The sequence below is a fragment of the uncultured Rothia sp. genome (assembly GCF_963555405.1).
Classification (GTDB): domain Bacteria; phylum Actinomycetota; class Actinomycetes; order Actinomycetales; family Micrococcaceae; genus Rothia.
Window position 1 is genome coordinate 56,475 of record NZ_CAUVVO010000002.1, and the last position, 13,220, is coordinate 69,694.

The window sequence follows — 13,220 nt, forward strand, 5'->3', positions numbered from 1 at the left end:
ATCACACTACCGGTCGCCGGGCTTCACAGCCGGGTTCTCGAACCAGGCTCTACATTTTCGGTATTTATGCTTCAGTGCGAGCGCGCACCACCACGAGGCGGTAGTAGCCCAGCAGGAACAGGCACCAGATTGCGCCCATGACCAGCGCTAACTGGGTGTCGGCGAAGAAGCCGAAGAGCACCACGATAAAGATCATGAACGCCAACGCCAGGTAGCTCAGCCACAGGGGCTGGCGCACCGGCTGCGGGTCGGTATCGGCGCCGGTGCGCTTGTATGCGATGTGCGCCAGCAGGATCATAACCCACACGAATACGGTCGCGAAGGTCGCCAGGGAGGCAACCACCTCGAACGCGTTCTCAAAGAGCACGTTCACAATCACGCCGACCGCCATGACCAGCACCATGATGAGGGTGGTCATCCAGGGTGCGCCGTTCTTGGTGACCTTCGCGAAGGATGCGGGGGCGAGGTTCTGCTTCGCCAGGCCGTACATCATGCGGCCAGCACCGTACACGTCCGCGTTCAGCGCAGAGATAGCGGCGGTAATGATGACCACGTTCAGAATCGAAGCAGCAGCGGGAATACCCAGGCCCTCAAAAATCTGCACGAACGGCGAGTTCGCCTTGGTCACCGAGTACCAGGGGTACAGGGACATGATGACCGACAGGGTCAGAATGTAAAAGATGAGGATGCGGAACGGCACCGTGCGAATCGCCTTGGGGATCGAGGTGCGCGGGTCCTTCGCCTCACCGGCTGCAATACCGATGTTCTCAATACCGCCGAACGCAAACATCACCACGGTAAAGCAGGCGAGGAAGCCAGAGAAGCCGTTCGCGAAGAAGCCGCCTTCAAGAGCCCAGAGGTTCGTGACGGAGGGCGCCACAGAGTCGTGCGCCTGCACACCCACGAAGAGCAGAGCGATACCGCCAACAATCATGGCGATAATGGCGCTGACCTTCACGAGCGTGAACCAGAATTCGGTCTCGCCAAACGCCTTGACCTTCGCCAGGTTGATGGCGAGCAGAATCAGCAGGACTGAGACAATCCAAATCCAGGAGGGGCTGTTCGGGAACCAGAACTTCATGTACACGGCAAAAGCGGTGACGTCCGCGATAGCGACCAGCGCCATTTCCAGGGCGTAGGTCCAGCCGGTCACGAAACCAGCCCAGCGTCCAAGGTAGCGGGTCGCGTATTCAGAGAACGCACCGGAAACCGGGTGCGCCAGGGCGAGTTCGCCCATTGCGCGCATCACCATGAACACTGCCGCGCCGCCAATAACATAGGCAAGCAGCACGGAGGGGCCCGCCAGCTGAATGGCGGATGCCGAGCCGTAGAACAGGCCCGTACCAATGGCGGAGCCGAGGGCGATGAACATAATGTGGCGCAGGGAGAGTCCACGCGCTAGCTGCGGGCTCTCGGAGGATGCCGCTCCCTGCTGTACCGGGGTTGAATCCGGGGTGGTATTCATCTTCTTCTTTTCCTTTACCTCGTGGGGTGTACCCGCCGGTGGCGGGGAAACTTATCGGGCGGTGCCGCGGCTCAGCAGGTTACTGAGAGCGGTACCGGTTGATTCACTCCCCATCGAGTGATGGGGCGTTACGCGGAAGGGGTTGCCTTCGCACGTCGCCCCGGCGCATCCCCACCCAACCGGTACGGCGGGAGGGAATACAAAAGACGGCGGGAAGGCAACGTTGCCTTTCCGCCGTCTTTTCGTCAAAGACTACTTCTGTCGCTTACGTCCAATGACGATAGAGCACAGAGCGGTTGCAGCAGTCACGGTGTAGACTGCAGGCCACGCGCCAAGCTTCTTGGCGAGCGGATGAGCGGCGCCGAACGCGCCGAGGTAGACAGCGGTGAGGAAGGTGGCACGGCCTGCGCCAGCCTTACGCTTCCAATTCTTGTAAGCCACGGCACCGCACAGTGCCAGGACAGCGCCACCGAGCGGGCGAACGCCAGTGCTGGTAGCAACCTTGTAGCCACCGAGCAGGCCGGTGACGGAGGCGAGAGTCGGACAGAACTTCACGACGTACTCCTCTGTGAGATCGGATAGTTTCCTCATTCATAGTACTCCACGACACACAGAATGTATATTCACCACGGTTAATATTTCTGCATTTCTCACGGTTCAGGCGTAAAACCGGGTACAAAAAGACCGGTACAAAAAGGCCGGGGCGTGAACCCATCAGGTCCACGCCCCGGCACTTCACGCGGCACTTCAAACGGTGGGCTCAAATTCGCATCTCACTGCAATCCAGCCGCGTGTTCTAGAGCTTTAGAGAGCCAGCTCCAGCGCCTCCAGCTGCGCCTCGGTCCACAGCTCAGCAGCCAGCTGCAGAGCGTAACGAGCCGAACGAGGAGCCACAATATCCATCGCCAGGTGGAAGTCCTGGTCAGCCTCCGGGCCGCACAAATCAGACACGCAACGTACACCGATAAACGGAATCTCGTAGTTGTGGCAGACCTGCGCAATAGCGGTGGTCTCCATGTCGGTGCTGATCGCACCCTCGAACGCCTCGCGGGTGTCCTTCACGTTGTGGGCGGTTACAAAGGAGTTGCCCGCCAGCATCTGGCCGCGGCGCACCTCCCACGCGCTCTCAGCCTGCTCACGCACCGGCTCCAGCGCGGCGAGCGCATGCTCCAGAGCGTCCTGCCACTCATCCGCCTGACCGTCGTAGCTTTCGGGCATGCCCGGAACCTGGCCGCGCGCGTAACCGAACGCGGTCGCATCGGCGTCAGTGTAGGTGTAGTTCTCGCCAATCAGCACGTCACCCACGTTAATGCCGCGAGCCAAACCGCCGGCGGTACCTGCGCTAATGACGCCCAGACAGTTCGAGGAGTAGCTAATCGCCTCGGTCACGGCGCTCGCCGCGTTCACCAGACCAATCTTGGAGCGAACCAGCAGCAGCGGCACCTGATCCTCGCCCACCTGCAGGTAGCGCGGGTGGAACTGGGCGGCACCCTCGGTGAAGGAGGGCTGCAGCTCCTCGGTCACCTTCAGGAACGGCGCGAGCTCCTCATCCATCGCCACCTGAATAATGATGGCGTTAGACATGCCGTCCATCAGCTCAAACATGCTGTTGAACGCCTCAGCCGGGTCAAAAGCGTTCGGGTCAAAATCCACCGGGTTGAAGGCGGATGCGAAAGCGTCAGGAATCTGTGCACTCATTACGCCATCACCTGCGCCCACTCATCGCGTGCCGCGAGGAACTCGCGTGCCGCAGTCTGCGCACCCTCGAGGGTGTGGTTAGCGCCCCAACCACACTGCACCTCGTTCGCCGCCGGAACCTCGGTCGCGTTGAGGATATCGTTGAGGGTTGCTTCCAGAATCGGGAAGAACTCCTCGGGCTCCAGGCCCAGGGTCAGCGCATAGAAACCGGTCTGGCAACCCATCGGGGAGAAGTCAATCAGACGGTCGGTGTGGTTGCGCATGTGCTCAGCGCTCAGGTGCTCGATGGAGTGCACAGTCGGCATTTCCAGGTGCGCGGTGTTCGGCTGGGTGAAGCGGATATCGTACTTGATGAGGGTGTCGCCACCGGGCAGAACCTTGCGGTCCGCGATACGCACGTAGGGTGCTGCTACGGCGCGGTGGTCAAGGTTGAAGGATTCGACGTTCATTTTTTCCATGACTCTATCTTCTCTTAAAACGGGAGCGACTAAAACAGGGGTGCCGTACGGCAGGTAGCCGAGCCGGCGCATAAAGGAGGGTACGCAAAAGCCCCGACGGCAGATCCGAAAATCTGCCACCGGGGCTGCAAAGCCGTTAAAGGCAAAAGCTATGAGTGCAGGATGTCGCTCTTAGAGGCCGGGCTGCTTCACTTCCGCCTGCACCGGGCACTCCGGCGGGCAGTAGTTCTTCGCATCCTCAGCCAGCACCTCGCGGGTCTGCACCACGTCATCGTTAATCTGCTCAATCAGCGCTTCAACGCCGGTGTACGCGACCATGGGGCGCAGACGCTTCACAAACTCAATGAGCACACGCTGACCGTACAGGTTGAAATCCTCCACGCGCTCTTCGGGGCGGTCAATCACGTGTGCCTCAACCTGACGGTGCTCAATACCGTCAAAGGTGGGGTTCGTACCCACCGAAATAGCGGAGGGGTGACGGTTACCGTGTTCATCCACGAGCCAGCCGGCGTACACGCCGTCGGCGGGAATCAGGCCGCGCGCCTCAAGCTCAAGGTTCGCGGTCGGGAAGCCCAGCTCGCGGCCGCGCGCCAGACCGTGCACAACCTCGCCAGCCATCATGTGGTGGCGGCCCAGCAGCTCGGTTGCGGCGGGCATATCGCCCTCCAACAGCAGCTGGCGGATGCGGGTCGAGGAGCAGCGGGTGTTCTCATCCACCATCAGATCCTCAACGACCACGACCTCAAAGCCGTACTTCTCCCCCAGCTCACGCATAGTGTTCAGGTCGCCGGAGTTGTTCTTGCCAAAGCGCACGTCGTCACCAATGACCACGAAACGCGCGTTCAGCGCATCCACGAAGGTGGTCTTCACGAACTCCTCGGGGGTCTGCGCAGCGAACTCCAGGTTGTAGTTCAGCAGCAGGTAATCGTTCAGACCCAGCAGGCACATGAAGTAGCGGCGCGAGCCCTGACCCATAATGTCGTGGTGGGCCGCCTCGGGACGGTGCACCTGCATCGGGTGCGGGTCAAAAGAGACCGCGATAGAGCTCAAACCGTGCTCTTCAGCAAGGGAGACCACGCGCGAAATCACGCGGGCATGTCCACGGTGCACGCCGTCAAAATTGCCGATGGTCACGACCGAGGGGCCGTAGCCGGCGGGGACCTCGCTCAAAGCGGTGTAGAGGGTCACGGGCTCTCCTGAAAAAGATAAATGTACCTATCCATCCTAGACCACAGGCGGCAGGATGCAGAATTCAAAACGGGAATCAACAGGGAATGGGACGGTGCCCCTCGCAGGCGATGCCCTCTCCCCTGCCGTCACGGAGTCTGGAGGCGCCTCCGGCACACGTCGAGGCACACGTCGAAAGAGCCGCACCGTGCGAACCCCGCCCATACAAAAGCCCGGGCAGGCACCCCACCGTGTGGCAGGAACCTCCCCGGGCGTTAAGACTACTTACGAGCCTGGTTACGAGAAGCCTTCAGCATCTCCTCGCGAATCTTATTGGACTTGTTAATCCAGCCGTACCAGACCAGCAGGCAGGGCGGAATCACAAGCTCAGTCACCATCAGCACGATCAGCGACCAGTGCGGGGTGCCGAAGAACGCCCACGACAGGATACGACCCACGCCGCCCAGGAAAACCACCAGGCAGGAGAACGCAAGCATGTTCACCCACTTGAACTTCAGTGCGATAAACACGAAGGACAGGCCCACACCCACATAGGTTGCCGCGAAGAACACGTAGTTCGACTGCACCGAGGGGTTCGCAAAGTCCTGAGGCGCATCCGGAATCACGCGGATACCGCCCAGAACCTGCCACACACCGTACGCAATCATGAACAGACCGTACAATGCCACCGCCGCACGGAACGCCGCACGGTTCTGAGGCTTAGCCGCCTCCTCAATGCTCTTGGGGCGGGCAAACGCCTCGCGGGTTGCCTTCTTCTCAGCCTTCTTAGCCGCCTTCTGCGACGCCTTATCGCCGGCAGCCGGTGCGCTCACGCGAACACCCTCGGGGGTCTTCGCCGCAGAAATAGGCTCAGCGGTCTTAGCAGTACCTGCCTTCGCAGCAGCTTCAGTCTGTGCAGACTCTACGCGCGGTACCGGCGCGGTACGAGGCTCACTCGCCTTCTTAGCGGAGCTCTGGTTCTCGCTCATCTTCTCTCCTTCAGCAGGGCCGGGCGGCACCCGCACGAGTAGTCATGTGTGTTCAGGGTTGTATCAGTTAGCGCGTTGAATGAGGGCGCACGTTCAATAGGCGCTGAATCAATCAGGCTTGAGGAATCAGGCTTAGGCAGGTGCAAATACCGAACCCTCTTCGCCCATCATAATGCCTCAACACCTAGTTGAAGGAACGATTCGCCTCAAAAACCAGCACCGGGGCGGCCTGCACCTTCCCGCGCTGCTTCTTGTTCTCCAGCAGGGCGACCAGGGTACCGTCCGGGGCGAAGCCCGCCACAATACCCTCAACGCTGGCATGCTGCACGGCGCCGGACTCATCCGCGCTCGCGTGCACGGAACGCTTCACCACGGAACCGTCGCCGCTGGGGCTAATACGGCGGCCGTAGGAAATATCGCTCGCCTCCGCAGCCGTGAGCTCACGCGCACCAAAGATACGGCGTGCCGCCTCCTCCAGGGGCAGTAGCGGCAAATCTTCCAGCGGCGCCTCCGACTCTTCGCGGCGCTGCTTCAACTGCGCCAAATCGGCGGCATCCTCAAGCACCACAGCACCCACACGGGTACGGCGAAGAGCCGTCAGGTGACCGCCAGTGCCCAGAATCTTGCCCAAATCACGCGCCAGGGCACGAATATAGGTGCCAGAGGAACACGAGACCGTCACCTCGCAGTCAATCACGGGAACCGAGGTAGCCGCGTGCTCCCCCTCATTCTCGGGATCCTCGATGACATACTCGGCAAAACCGTCAGTCACAGAATGCACCGTGAACTCGCTAATCGTCACCGGACGCGCCGCCAACTCAACCTGCTCACCGCTACGCACACGCGCATACGAGCGAACACCGTTGATCTTGATAGCGGACACCGCAGAAGGAACCTGCAGAATATCGCCGCTGAGCTGCGCCACAGCCTCCAGGATGCGCGCACGCATCTGCTCAGCGTCCATACCGGTCAGCGCCTCAACGGCATCCGGATGCGCGGCGGTGTGCTCGCCCTCGGCGTCCTCAGTCAGCGTCTCAATGCCCAGGCGAATCGTCGCGTCATAGGTTTTGTCCTGACCGACCAGGTAGGTCAGCAGCTTGGTCGCCTTATTGATGCCCAAAATCAGCACACCGGTCGCGGCGGGATCCAGCGTACCGGCGTGACCAACCCGCCGGGTGCCAGCAATACGACGCATCTGAGAGACTGCGTCGTGGCTGCTCATCCCGGCGGGCTTATCAATGACCATCAGGCCGGACGGGCCCTGAGGTTGCTTCTTCGCCACTTAGGCGTCCTCACCCTCGGCAGGCTCATCCTTCTTGTAGGGGTCAGCCTCACCAGCGTACTCGGCGCCCTCAGCAGCGGCTGCCAGGGCGGCGTCGCGCTCGCGAGTCTCACGCAGAAGCGCCTCAATGTGGAAGGCGTTCTCGGGAACCTCGTCAGCAACGAAAGTCAGGGTGGGGGTCAGGCGGGCAGTAATGTTCTTACCCACCTCGGCGCGCAGAATACCCTTAGCGGATTCCAGCGCCTTCTTGGTGTTTGCGGCGTCCTCTTCGGAACCGAACACGGTGTAGTAGAGGGTTGCGTGCTGCAGGTCGTTGGTCACGCGGGCGTCGGTAATGGTCACAAAACCGAGGCGGGGATCCTTAACACGACGCTCCAGCGCCTTCGCCACAATTACCTTGATGCGGTCGGCAAGTCGTGCCGCACGGGCTGCATCAGCCATGTGTTTCTCCTTGAAATCTCGTGGTGCTTCCGCGAACACTCGAGGTGCCGCGGAGGCGTTCCAGGTAATGCGGAAGCGCCCGCCCCGCCAGCCTCCGCCCCGCCAGCTCCAGTTTTAGAAGCCTGCGGGTGCGGGAGCACTAGCGGGTGACGGGCGCATCAGCGTGTGAGCCTTAGACACGCGGCTTTTCGCGCATCTCCCAAGTCTCGATAATGTCGCCTTCCTTGATGTCGTTGAAGGAGCCGAGGCCAATACCACACTCGAAACCTTCGCGAACCTCGGTAGCGTCGTCCTTGAAACGACGCAGCGACTCGATGATGAGGTTGTCTGCCACCACGGAACCGTCGCGCACCAGGCGTGCCTTGGCGTTGCGCTTGATGATGCCGTTCTTGACGATCGAACCTGCGATGTTGCCCCACTTGGAAGAGCGGAAGACCTCGCGGATCTCTGCGGAGCCGAGCTCCACTTCCTCGTACTCGGGCTTGAGCATACCCTTGACGGCCTGCTCAATTTCCTCAATCGCACGGTAGATGACCGAGTAGAACTTCATCTCGACGCCTTCGCGGTCGGCAAGTTCTGCAACGCGCTCTGCCGGGCGGACGTTGAAGCCGATAATCACCGCGTTGTCCACGGTTGCCAGGTTCACGTCGTTCTGGGTAATAGCACCCACACCGCGGTGAATGACGCGCAGCTGAACCTCGTCGCCACCGGCGTCGATCTTCATCAGGGACTCTTCCAGTGCTTCCACAGCACCGGAGACGTCACCCTTAATAATCAGGTTCAGGGTGTCCATCTTGCCCTCAGCCACAGCGGCATCGAAGGACTCCAGGGTCACGCGCTTACGACGCTTAGCCAGCTGAGCGTTACGATCAGCAGCCTCACGCTTCTCAGCAATCTGACGAGCGGTACGCTCTTCCTCGGTGGAGAGGAAGGTGTCGCCTGCACGAGGAACGGTGGACAGACCCAGCACCTGAACGGGGCGGGACGGGCCAGCTTCCTTCACAGCCTGACCGTTCTCATCGAACATTGCACGAACACGGCCGTGAGCAACACCGGCAACGATAGCGTCACCGACGCGCAGGGTACCGGACTGAACCAGGACGGTGCAGACCGCGCCGCGGCCCTTGTCCAGGTTTGCTTCAATAGCAACGCCGCGTGCTTCCTTGTTCGGGTTAGCGGTCAGTTCGAGCACGTCAGCGGTCAGGGTGACAGCCTCAAGCAGCTCGTCGATGTTGGTGCCGTTGCGAGCAGAGACATCCACGAACATGGTGTCGCCACCGTACTCTTCGGGGATCAGACCGTACTCGGTCAGCTGGCCACGAATCTTGTCCGGGGACGCGCCTTCCTTATCAATCTTGTTCACAGCAACCACGATCGGCACGTTAGCTGCCTGTGCGTGGTTCAGTGCTTCAACGGTCTGGGGCATAACGCCGTCATCCGCTGCGACCACGAGGATCGCCACGTCGGTGACCTTCGCACCACGGGCACGCATAGCGGTGAACGCCTCGTGACCGGGGGTATCGATGAAGGTAATCGCGCGGTCTTCACCCTCAACGGTGGTGTGGACCTGGTATGCACCAATGTGCTGGGTAATGCCGCCGGCTTCACCCTCAATGACGTTGGTGTTACGGATAGCGTCCAGCAGGCGGGTCTTACCGTGGTCAACGTGACCCATGACGGTAACGACCGGGGGACGGACCTCCAGAACATCCTCGCCCTCAGCTTCCGCTTCGGCTTCGAGGTTGATGTCGAAGGACTCGAGCAGCTCGCGCTCCTCATCCTCCGGGGAAACAATCTTGATGACGTAGCCCAGTTCAGCACCCAGCAGCTCGAAGGTCTCCTCGTCCAGGGACTGAGTCTGGGTAGCCATCTCACCCAGGTGGAAGAGAACCGTAATCAGCGATGCCGGGTTTGCGCCAATCTTCTCAGCGAAGTCCATGATGGACGCGCCGCGGCGCAGACGAATCTCGGTCGAGCCGTCGCCGCGAGGAACAACCACGCCACCGGGTGCCGGTGCGTTCAGCTGCTCCTGCTCATGGCGGCGAGCTGCCTTGGACTTGCGGCCCTTACGCTTGGAGCCGCCGCGACCGAATGCACCCTGTGCATTGCCGCGACCGCCGGGGCCGGGACGACCCGGGCCACGGTTGAAGCCGCCGGAACCGCCGCCGCGACGTGCGCCGCCGCCGCCGTTACCGCCGCCGTTGTTGGAACCGGACGCGCCGCCACCAACGTTGGAAACCTTAGGCATCATCGAGGGGTTCGGGCGTGCGCCGCCACCAGCCGGACGGGGTGCACCGGGACGTGCGCCACCTGCCGGGCGGGGACCGCCGTTACCACCGGGACGTGCGCCACCTGCGGGGCGGGGACCGCCGTTACCGCCGGGGCGTGCGCCACCGTTGCCACCGGGACGACCGTTACGTGCCGGACGGGGACCGCCGGAACGCTGGGAGTCGCCGCCGTTACGCTTCATACCCTGCTGGGATGCGAAGGGGTTGTTACCGGGGCGAGGACCGGGCTTGGGGCCGGGCTTCGGAGCGGCAGGCTTGGGTGCTGCCGGCTTCGGTGCAGCCTCGGGGCGTGCCATGCCCTGCTGGGATGCGAAGGGGTTGTTACCCGGGCGGGGGCCGCCGGGCTTGGGTGCTGCTGCCGGCTTTGCGGCGGGCTTAGCCGCTGCAGGCTTGGGAGCTGCGCTCTCAGCTGCTGCGGGCTTAGCTGCAGGCTTGGGTGCCGGCTTAGCGGCAGGCTTTGCCGCTGCGGGCTTGGGGGCTGCCGCAGGCTTAGCGGCGGGCTTTGCCGCTGCAGGCTTGGGAGCCGGCTTAGCAGCCGACTCTGCGGGAGCTGCTGCCTTTGCGGCAGGCTTAGCGGCTGCGGCGGGGAATTCCGCGCGCAGCTTCTTCAGAACCATGGGGTTCAGGGTGGAAGAGGAGCTCTTAACGAACTCGCCCATATCCTTGAGCTTGGCGATAACTTCCTTGGAAGGTACGCCTACCTCTTTAGCAAACTCGTGTACTCGAGGCTGAGCCAAATTTTCTCCATTCCCGGTCCGCACCGGGAATGGTGCGGACACTAATGTTTACGGGGTGCACGCCCGAAGGCGCGCCAATTCGTGAAATTGCCGGTGGGTGAGCACGAAAGGGTACTCATTTCGCGGCACTCATTAGATATCCATCAGTTTTCTGACTCGCTTTCAGATAAGAAGTCGTCAAACTCGTTGACTTACAGAGGGCATATACCCGAAAAGCGTCTACGAGGGGGTCGAGTCCGCAATCACGGCTCGAATCTGCTCGCAGCACGCCTGCAGCTGGGTTGCAGGGACCGCTTTTTTGAAGGCGCGTGCCAGACCGTTCTTCTTCTGCAGAGCGGCTACGCACTTTTCGCTCGGGTGAATCCAAGCGCCTCGTCCGGGCATAGTTCCCGCCACATCGGGCTGATAGGGCGGGGTGTCCGTCTGCTCGGTAGCAGACGTGACGGGTGTGCGGGCGATGCGCAGCAGGTTACGCTGTTCATCGCGGGCACGGCATCCGATGCAGGTGCGGACCGGTCCTTCAAACGCTTCGGAGGTTGCAGTGAGGTCGTGATTGCTCATGGTCCTCTCCCCTCTCTAGCGTGTGTGCAGAACCGTGTTCGCGGTGCATTCATGATGCTCAATCCGGTGTGTGCGAGGGCGCGTTAAAGCGCCCGGTTACACACCGGCACATCTTAATAGTGTATCCCGTTTTTAAGAATCATGGGCAAAACTGTGACGCAGGCGCAAGAACACCGGGCACGTACCTGCCCGATATCTTGCGCCTGCATCAAAAGGATATGCCGCGGGATACGCCCCTCACCGGGGCTAATGCTTATTCAGCGTCCTGTGCGGACTCTTCTGCAGCTTCTTCAGTTGCCTTCTCAGCGGAAGCTTCTTCAGCCAGGCTACGAGCCACGCGAGCCGCAACCTCTTCCTCAGCACGAACCTGAGCGTACTTGGACTCGGAGAGAATGTCGATACGCCAGCCGGTCAGCTTCGCAGCCAGGCGGGCGTTCTGACCCTCGCGACCGATGGCCAGGGACAGCTGATCGTCCGGAACCACTGCACGAGCGGAGTACTCGCGCGGGTTCGCAATAATGACCTCGGTGACCTTAGCCGGGGACAGCGCCGCCGCGATGAAGGTTGCCGGATCGGTCGAGTAGTCGACAATGTCAATCTTCTCGTCGTTCAGCTCGGCTGCAACCGCACGCACGCGGGCACCCATATCGCCGATGCACGCACCCTTAGCGTTAATGGTCGGGTTCTTCGCGGACACAGCGATCTTGGAGCGGTGGCCAGCTTCACGTGCGATGGAGTTAATGGACACCAGGCCCTCAGAAATCTCGGGGACCTCGTGCTCGAACAGGCGCAGAACCAGGTTCGGGTGCGAACGAGAAACCACAATCGAGGGGCCCTTAGGACCGCGGCGAGCCTCCACCAGGTAGGCGCGCAGGCGGGTACCGTGCGGGTACTTCTCGCCAGGAACCTGCTCGTTGCTGGGCAGAACAGCTTCAACGGTGCCCAGGTCAACCTGAACCATACGCGGGTTGTTGCCCTGCTGAATCACGCCGGACACCAGGGTGCCCTCACGGTCCTTGAACTCGCCCAGAACGGATGCGTCCTCAGCGTCACGCAGACGCTGCGACAGCACCTGACGGACGGTTGCGGCAGCGATACGGCCAAAGTTGTTCGGGGTATCGTCGAACTCGTCAATCTTCTGGTTGTCCTCATCAAGCTCAGGAGCCAGAATGACGAACTCGCCGGTAGTACGGTCGATGACGGCACGAGAGCCCTTAATAGCGCCGGGCTGCTTCATGTACGCGAGCAGCAGGGCGTTCTCAACCAGGGTGAAGAGCTCCTCCATGACGAGAGAGCGCTGCTTCGCCAATGCGCGCAGTGCGCCCAGGTCAATAGTTTTAATATCCTCCACGCTTTTCAGCCTTTCCCAGTTAGCACGGCGCCGGGACGCTCTCCGCGCCCCGGCTCCCGAACGGTATATACCTGGCACGGAGCACCCCGTGCCTGAAGCTTTAATAACTCTATTCTACCGGCTCAGCAGGCGAATTGAAGTCAATCTCGACGTGAGCAGAAGCAATATTTTCCCACGGAAGCAAAGACGGCTCGTGGTACGACTCCTTCTGGCCCTTCTTCGTATTCTTCTTACGAGCCAGCACCGGACCCTCATCCTGCACCTCGTGCAGACGTGCCAGATACTCGGTGCCGTCGGGTGCGGTCACCGCAATCAGACGGGTACGGGCACGCTCCCAGTGGCGGCGCTCGGTCAGGGCGCGGGTAGCGCCGGGCGAGGACACCTGAAGCTCGTAGGGGAAGAACTCGTCGTTCTCATCCGCACGGTCCAGCGCGCTCGAAATCGCACCGGAAATCTCCGCCAGAGAATCCAGCGACAGCGAATCGGTACGCTCAGCGGTGTAGTCCACCGTAATCTTCACGGTACGGTTCGCCGCCGGGCCCGAAATCTTCAGACCCTCCAGCACCAGCGAGAACTCGGAAATCACCGGGGCAATCGCCTCGGCAACCTCCTCCTCACGGATCGCGCGGGTACCCACGCGCACCGGTGCCTCCACCACGGGCTCACGCTCAGCGCGAGTACGGGAAGTGTTCACACCGTTTGCCACGCGGGATGCGGCACGGCGAGCGCGCGCATTCGGGGCGCTCTTCTTAGAGCCAGAACGCTTCGGCTTATACGCCACGA

General features: G+C 61.5%; 12 protein-coding genes. All 12 read right to left on the reverse strand.

The window, feature by feature from the left end:
- Positions 1 to 64: 64 nt before the first annotated feature.
- Positions 65 to 1,465 (reverse strand): amino acid permease, encoded by a 1,401-nt coding sequence (locus tag RWL87_RS01700; RefSeq protein WP_313968682.1) that lies wholly within the window; start codon positions 1,463 to 1,465, stop codon positions 65 to 67.
- Positions 1,466 to 1,717: 252 nt separating this feature from the next.
- Positions 1,718 to 2,056 carry a hypothetical protein gene (locus RWL87_RS01705; protein WP_313968683.1) on the reverse strand — a complete coding sequence of 113 codons (339 nt, stop codon included), beginning with the start codon at positions 2,054 to 2,056 and terminating at the stop codon, positions 1,718 to 1,720.
- Positions 2,057 to 2,269: 213 nt separating this feature from the next.
- The gene (gene mtnN, locus RWL87_RS01710) at positions 2,270 to 3,163 is read right to left on the reverse strand and encodes a 5'-methylthioadenosine/S-adenosylhomocysteine nucleosidase (protein ID WP_313968684.1); all 894 of its coding nucleotides are present in this window, start codon (positions 3,161 to 3,163) and stop codon (positions 2,270 to 2,272) included.
- Positions 3,163 to 3,621, reverse strand: coding sequence for an S-ribosylhomocysteine lyase (locus RWL87_RS01715; protein WP_313968685.1), 459 nt, complete (start codon positions 3,619 to 3,621; stop codon positions 3,163 to 3,165). Before RWL87_RS01715 ends, mtnN begins: the two co-directional genes overlap by 1 nt.
- Positions 3,622 to 3,792: 171 nt before the next feature.
- On the reverse strand, positions 3,793 to 4,809 hold the full coding sequence (locus RWL87_RS01720) for a bifunctional riboflavin kinase/FAD synthetase (RefSeq protein WP_313968686.1): 1,017 nt from the start codon (positions 4,807 to 4,809) through the stop codon (positions 3,793 to 3,795).
- 260 nt (positions 4,810 to 5,069) lie between these two features.
- Positions 5,070 to 5,777, reverse strand: a complete 708-nt coding sequence (locus RWL87_RS01725) for a DUF4345 domain-containing protein (RefSeq protein WP_313968687.1) — start codon at positions 5,775 to 5,777, stop codon at positions 5,070 to 5,072.
- 184 nt (positions 5,778 to 5,961) lie between these two features.
- Positions 5,962 to 7,059: a tRNA pseudouridine(55) synthase TruB gene (gene truB, locus RWL87_RS01730; protein ID WP_313968688.1), complete on the reverse strand. Its 1,098-nt coding sequence runs from the start codon at positions 7,057 to 7,059 to the stop codon at positions 5,962 to 5,964.
- Positions 7,060 to 7,500, reverse strand: coding sequence for a 30S ribosome-binding factor RbfA (gene rbfA / locus RWL87_RS01735; protein ID WP_005507090.1), 441 nt, complete (start codon positions 7,498 to 7,500; stop codon positions 7,060 to 7,062).
- Positions 7,501 to 7,672: 172 nt separating this feature from the next.
- On the reverse strand, positions 7,673 to 10,525 hold the full coding sequence (gene infB, locus RWL87_RS01740) for a translation initiation factor IF-2 (protein ID WP_313968689.1): 2,853 nt from the start codon (positions 10,523 to 10,525) through the stop codon (positions 7,673 to 7,675).
- A gap of 219 nt (positions 10,526 to 10,744) precedes the next feature.
- A complete protein-coding gene (locus tag RWL87_RS01745; protein WP_313968690.1) occupies positions 10,745 to 11,086 on the reverse strand; it encodes a YlxR family protein in 342 nt (113 codons plus the stop codon).
- 253 nt (positions 11,087 to 11,339) lie between these two features.
- The gene (gene nusA / locus RWL87_RS01750) at positions 11,340 to 12,437 is read right to left on the reverse strand and encodes a transcription termination factor NusA (RefSeq protein WP_070832709.1); all 1,098 of its coding nucleotides are present in this window, start codon (positions 12,435 to 12,437) and stop codon (positions 11,340 to 11,342) included.
- Positions 12,438 to 12,546: 109 nt separating this feature from the next.
- Entirely contained in the window at positions 12,547 to 13,218 is a 672-nt protein-coding gene (gene rimP / locus RWL87_RS01755) for a ribosome assembly cofactor RimP (RefSeq protein WP_313968691.1), read from the reverse strand.
- Positions 13,219 to 13,220 lie beyond the last annotated feature (2 nt).

Coding starts and splice junctions, on each gene's coding strand:
- RWL87_RS01700 (WP_313968682.1), bottom strand. CDS start 1,465: ATGAATACCACCCCGGATTCAACCCCGGTACAGCAGGGAGCGGCATCC.
- RWL87_RS01705 (WP_313968683.1), bottom strand. CDS start 2,056: ATGAGGAAACTATCCGATCTCACAGAGGAGTACGTCGTGAAGTTCTGT.
- mtnN (WP_313968684.1), bottom strand. CDS start 3,163: ATGAGTGCACAGATTCCTGACGCTTTCGCATCCGCCTTCAACCCGGTG.
- RWL87_RS01715 (WP_313968685.1), bottom strand. CDS start 3,621: ATGGAAAAAATGAACGTCGAATCCTTCAACCTTGACCACCGCGCCGTA.
- RWL87_RS01725 (WP_313968687.1), bottom strand. CDS start 5,777: ATGAGCGAGAACCAGAGCTCCGCTAAGAAGGCGAGTGAGCCTCGTACC.
- rbfA (WP_005507090.1), bottom strand. CDS start 7,500: ATGGCTGATGCAGCCCGTGCGGCACGACTTGCCGACCGCATCAAGGTA.
- RWL87_RS01745 (WP_313968690.1), bottom strand. CDS start 11,086: ATGAGCAATCACGACCTCACTGCAACCTCCGAAGCGTTTGAAGGACCG.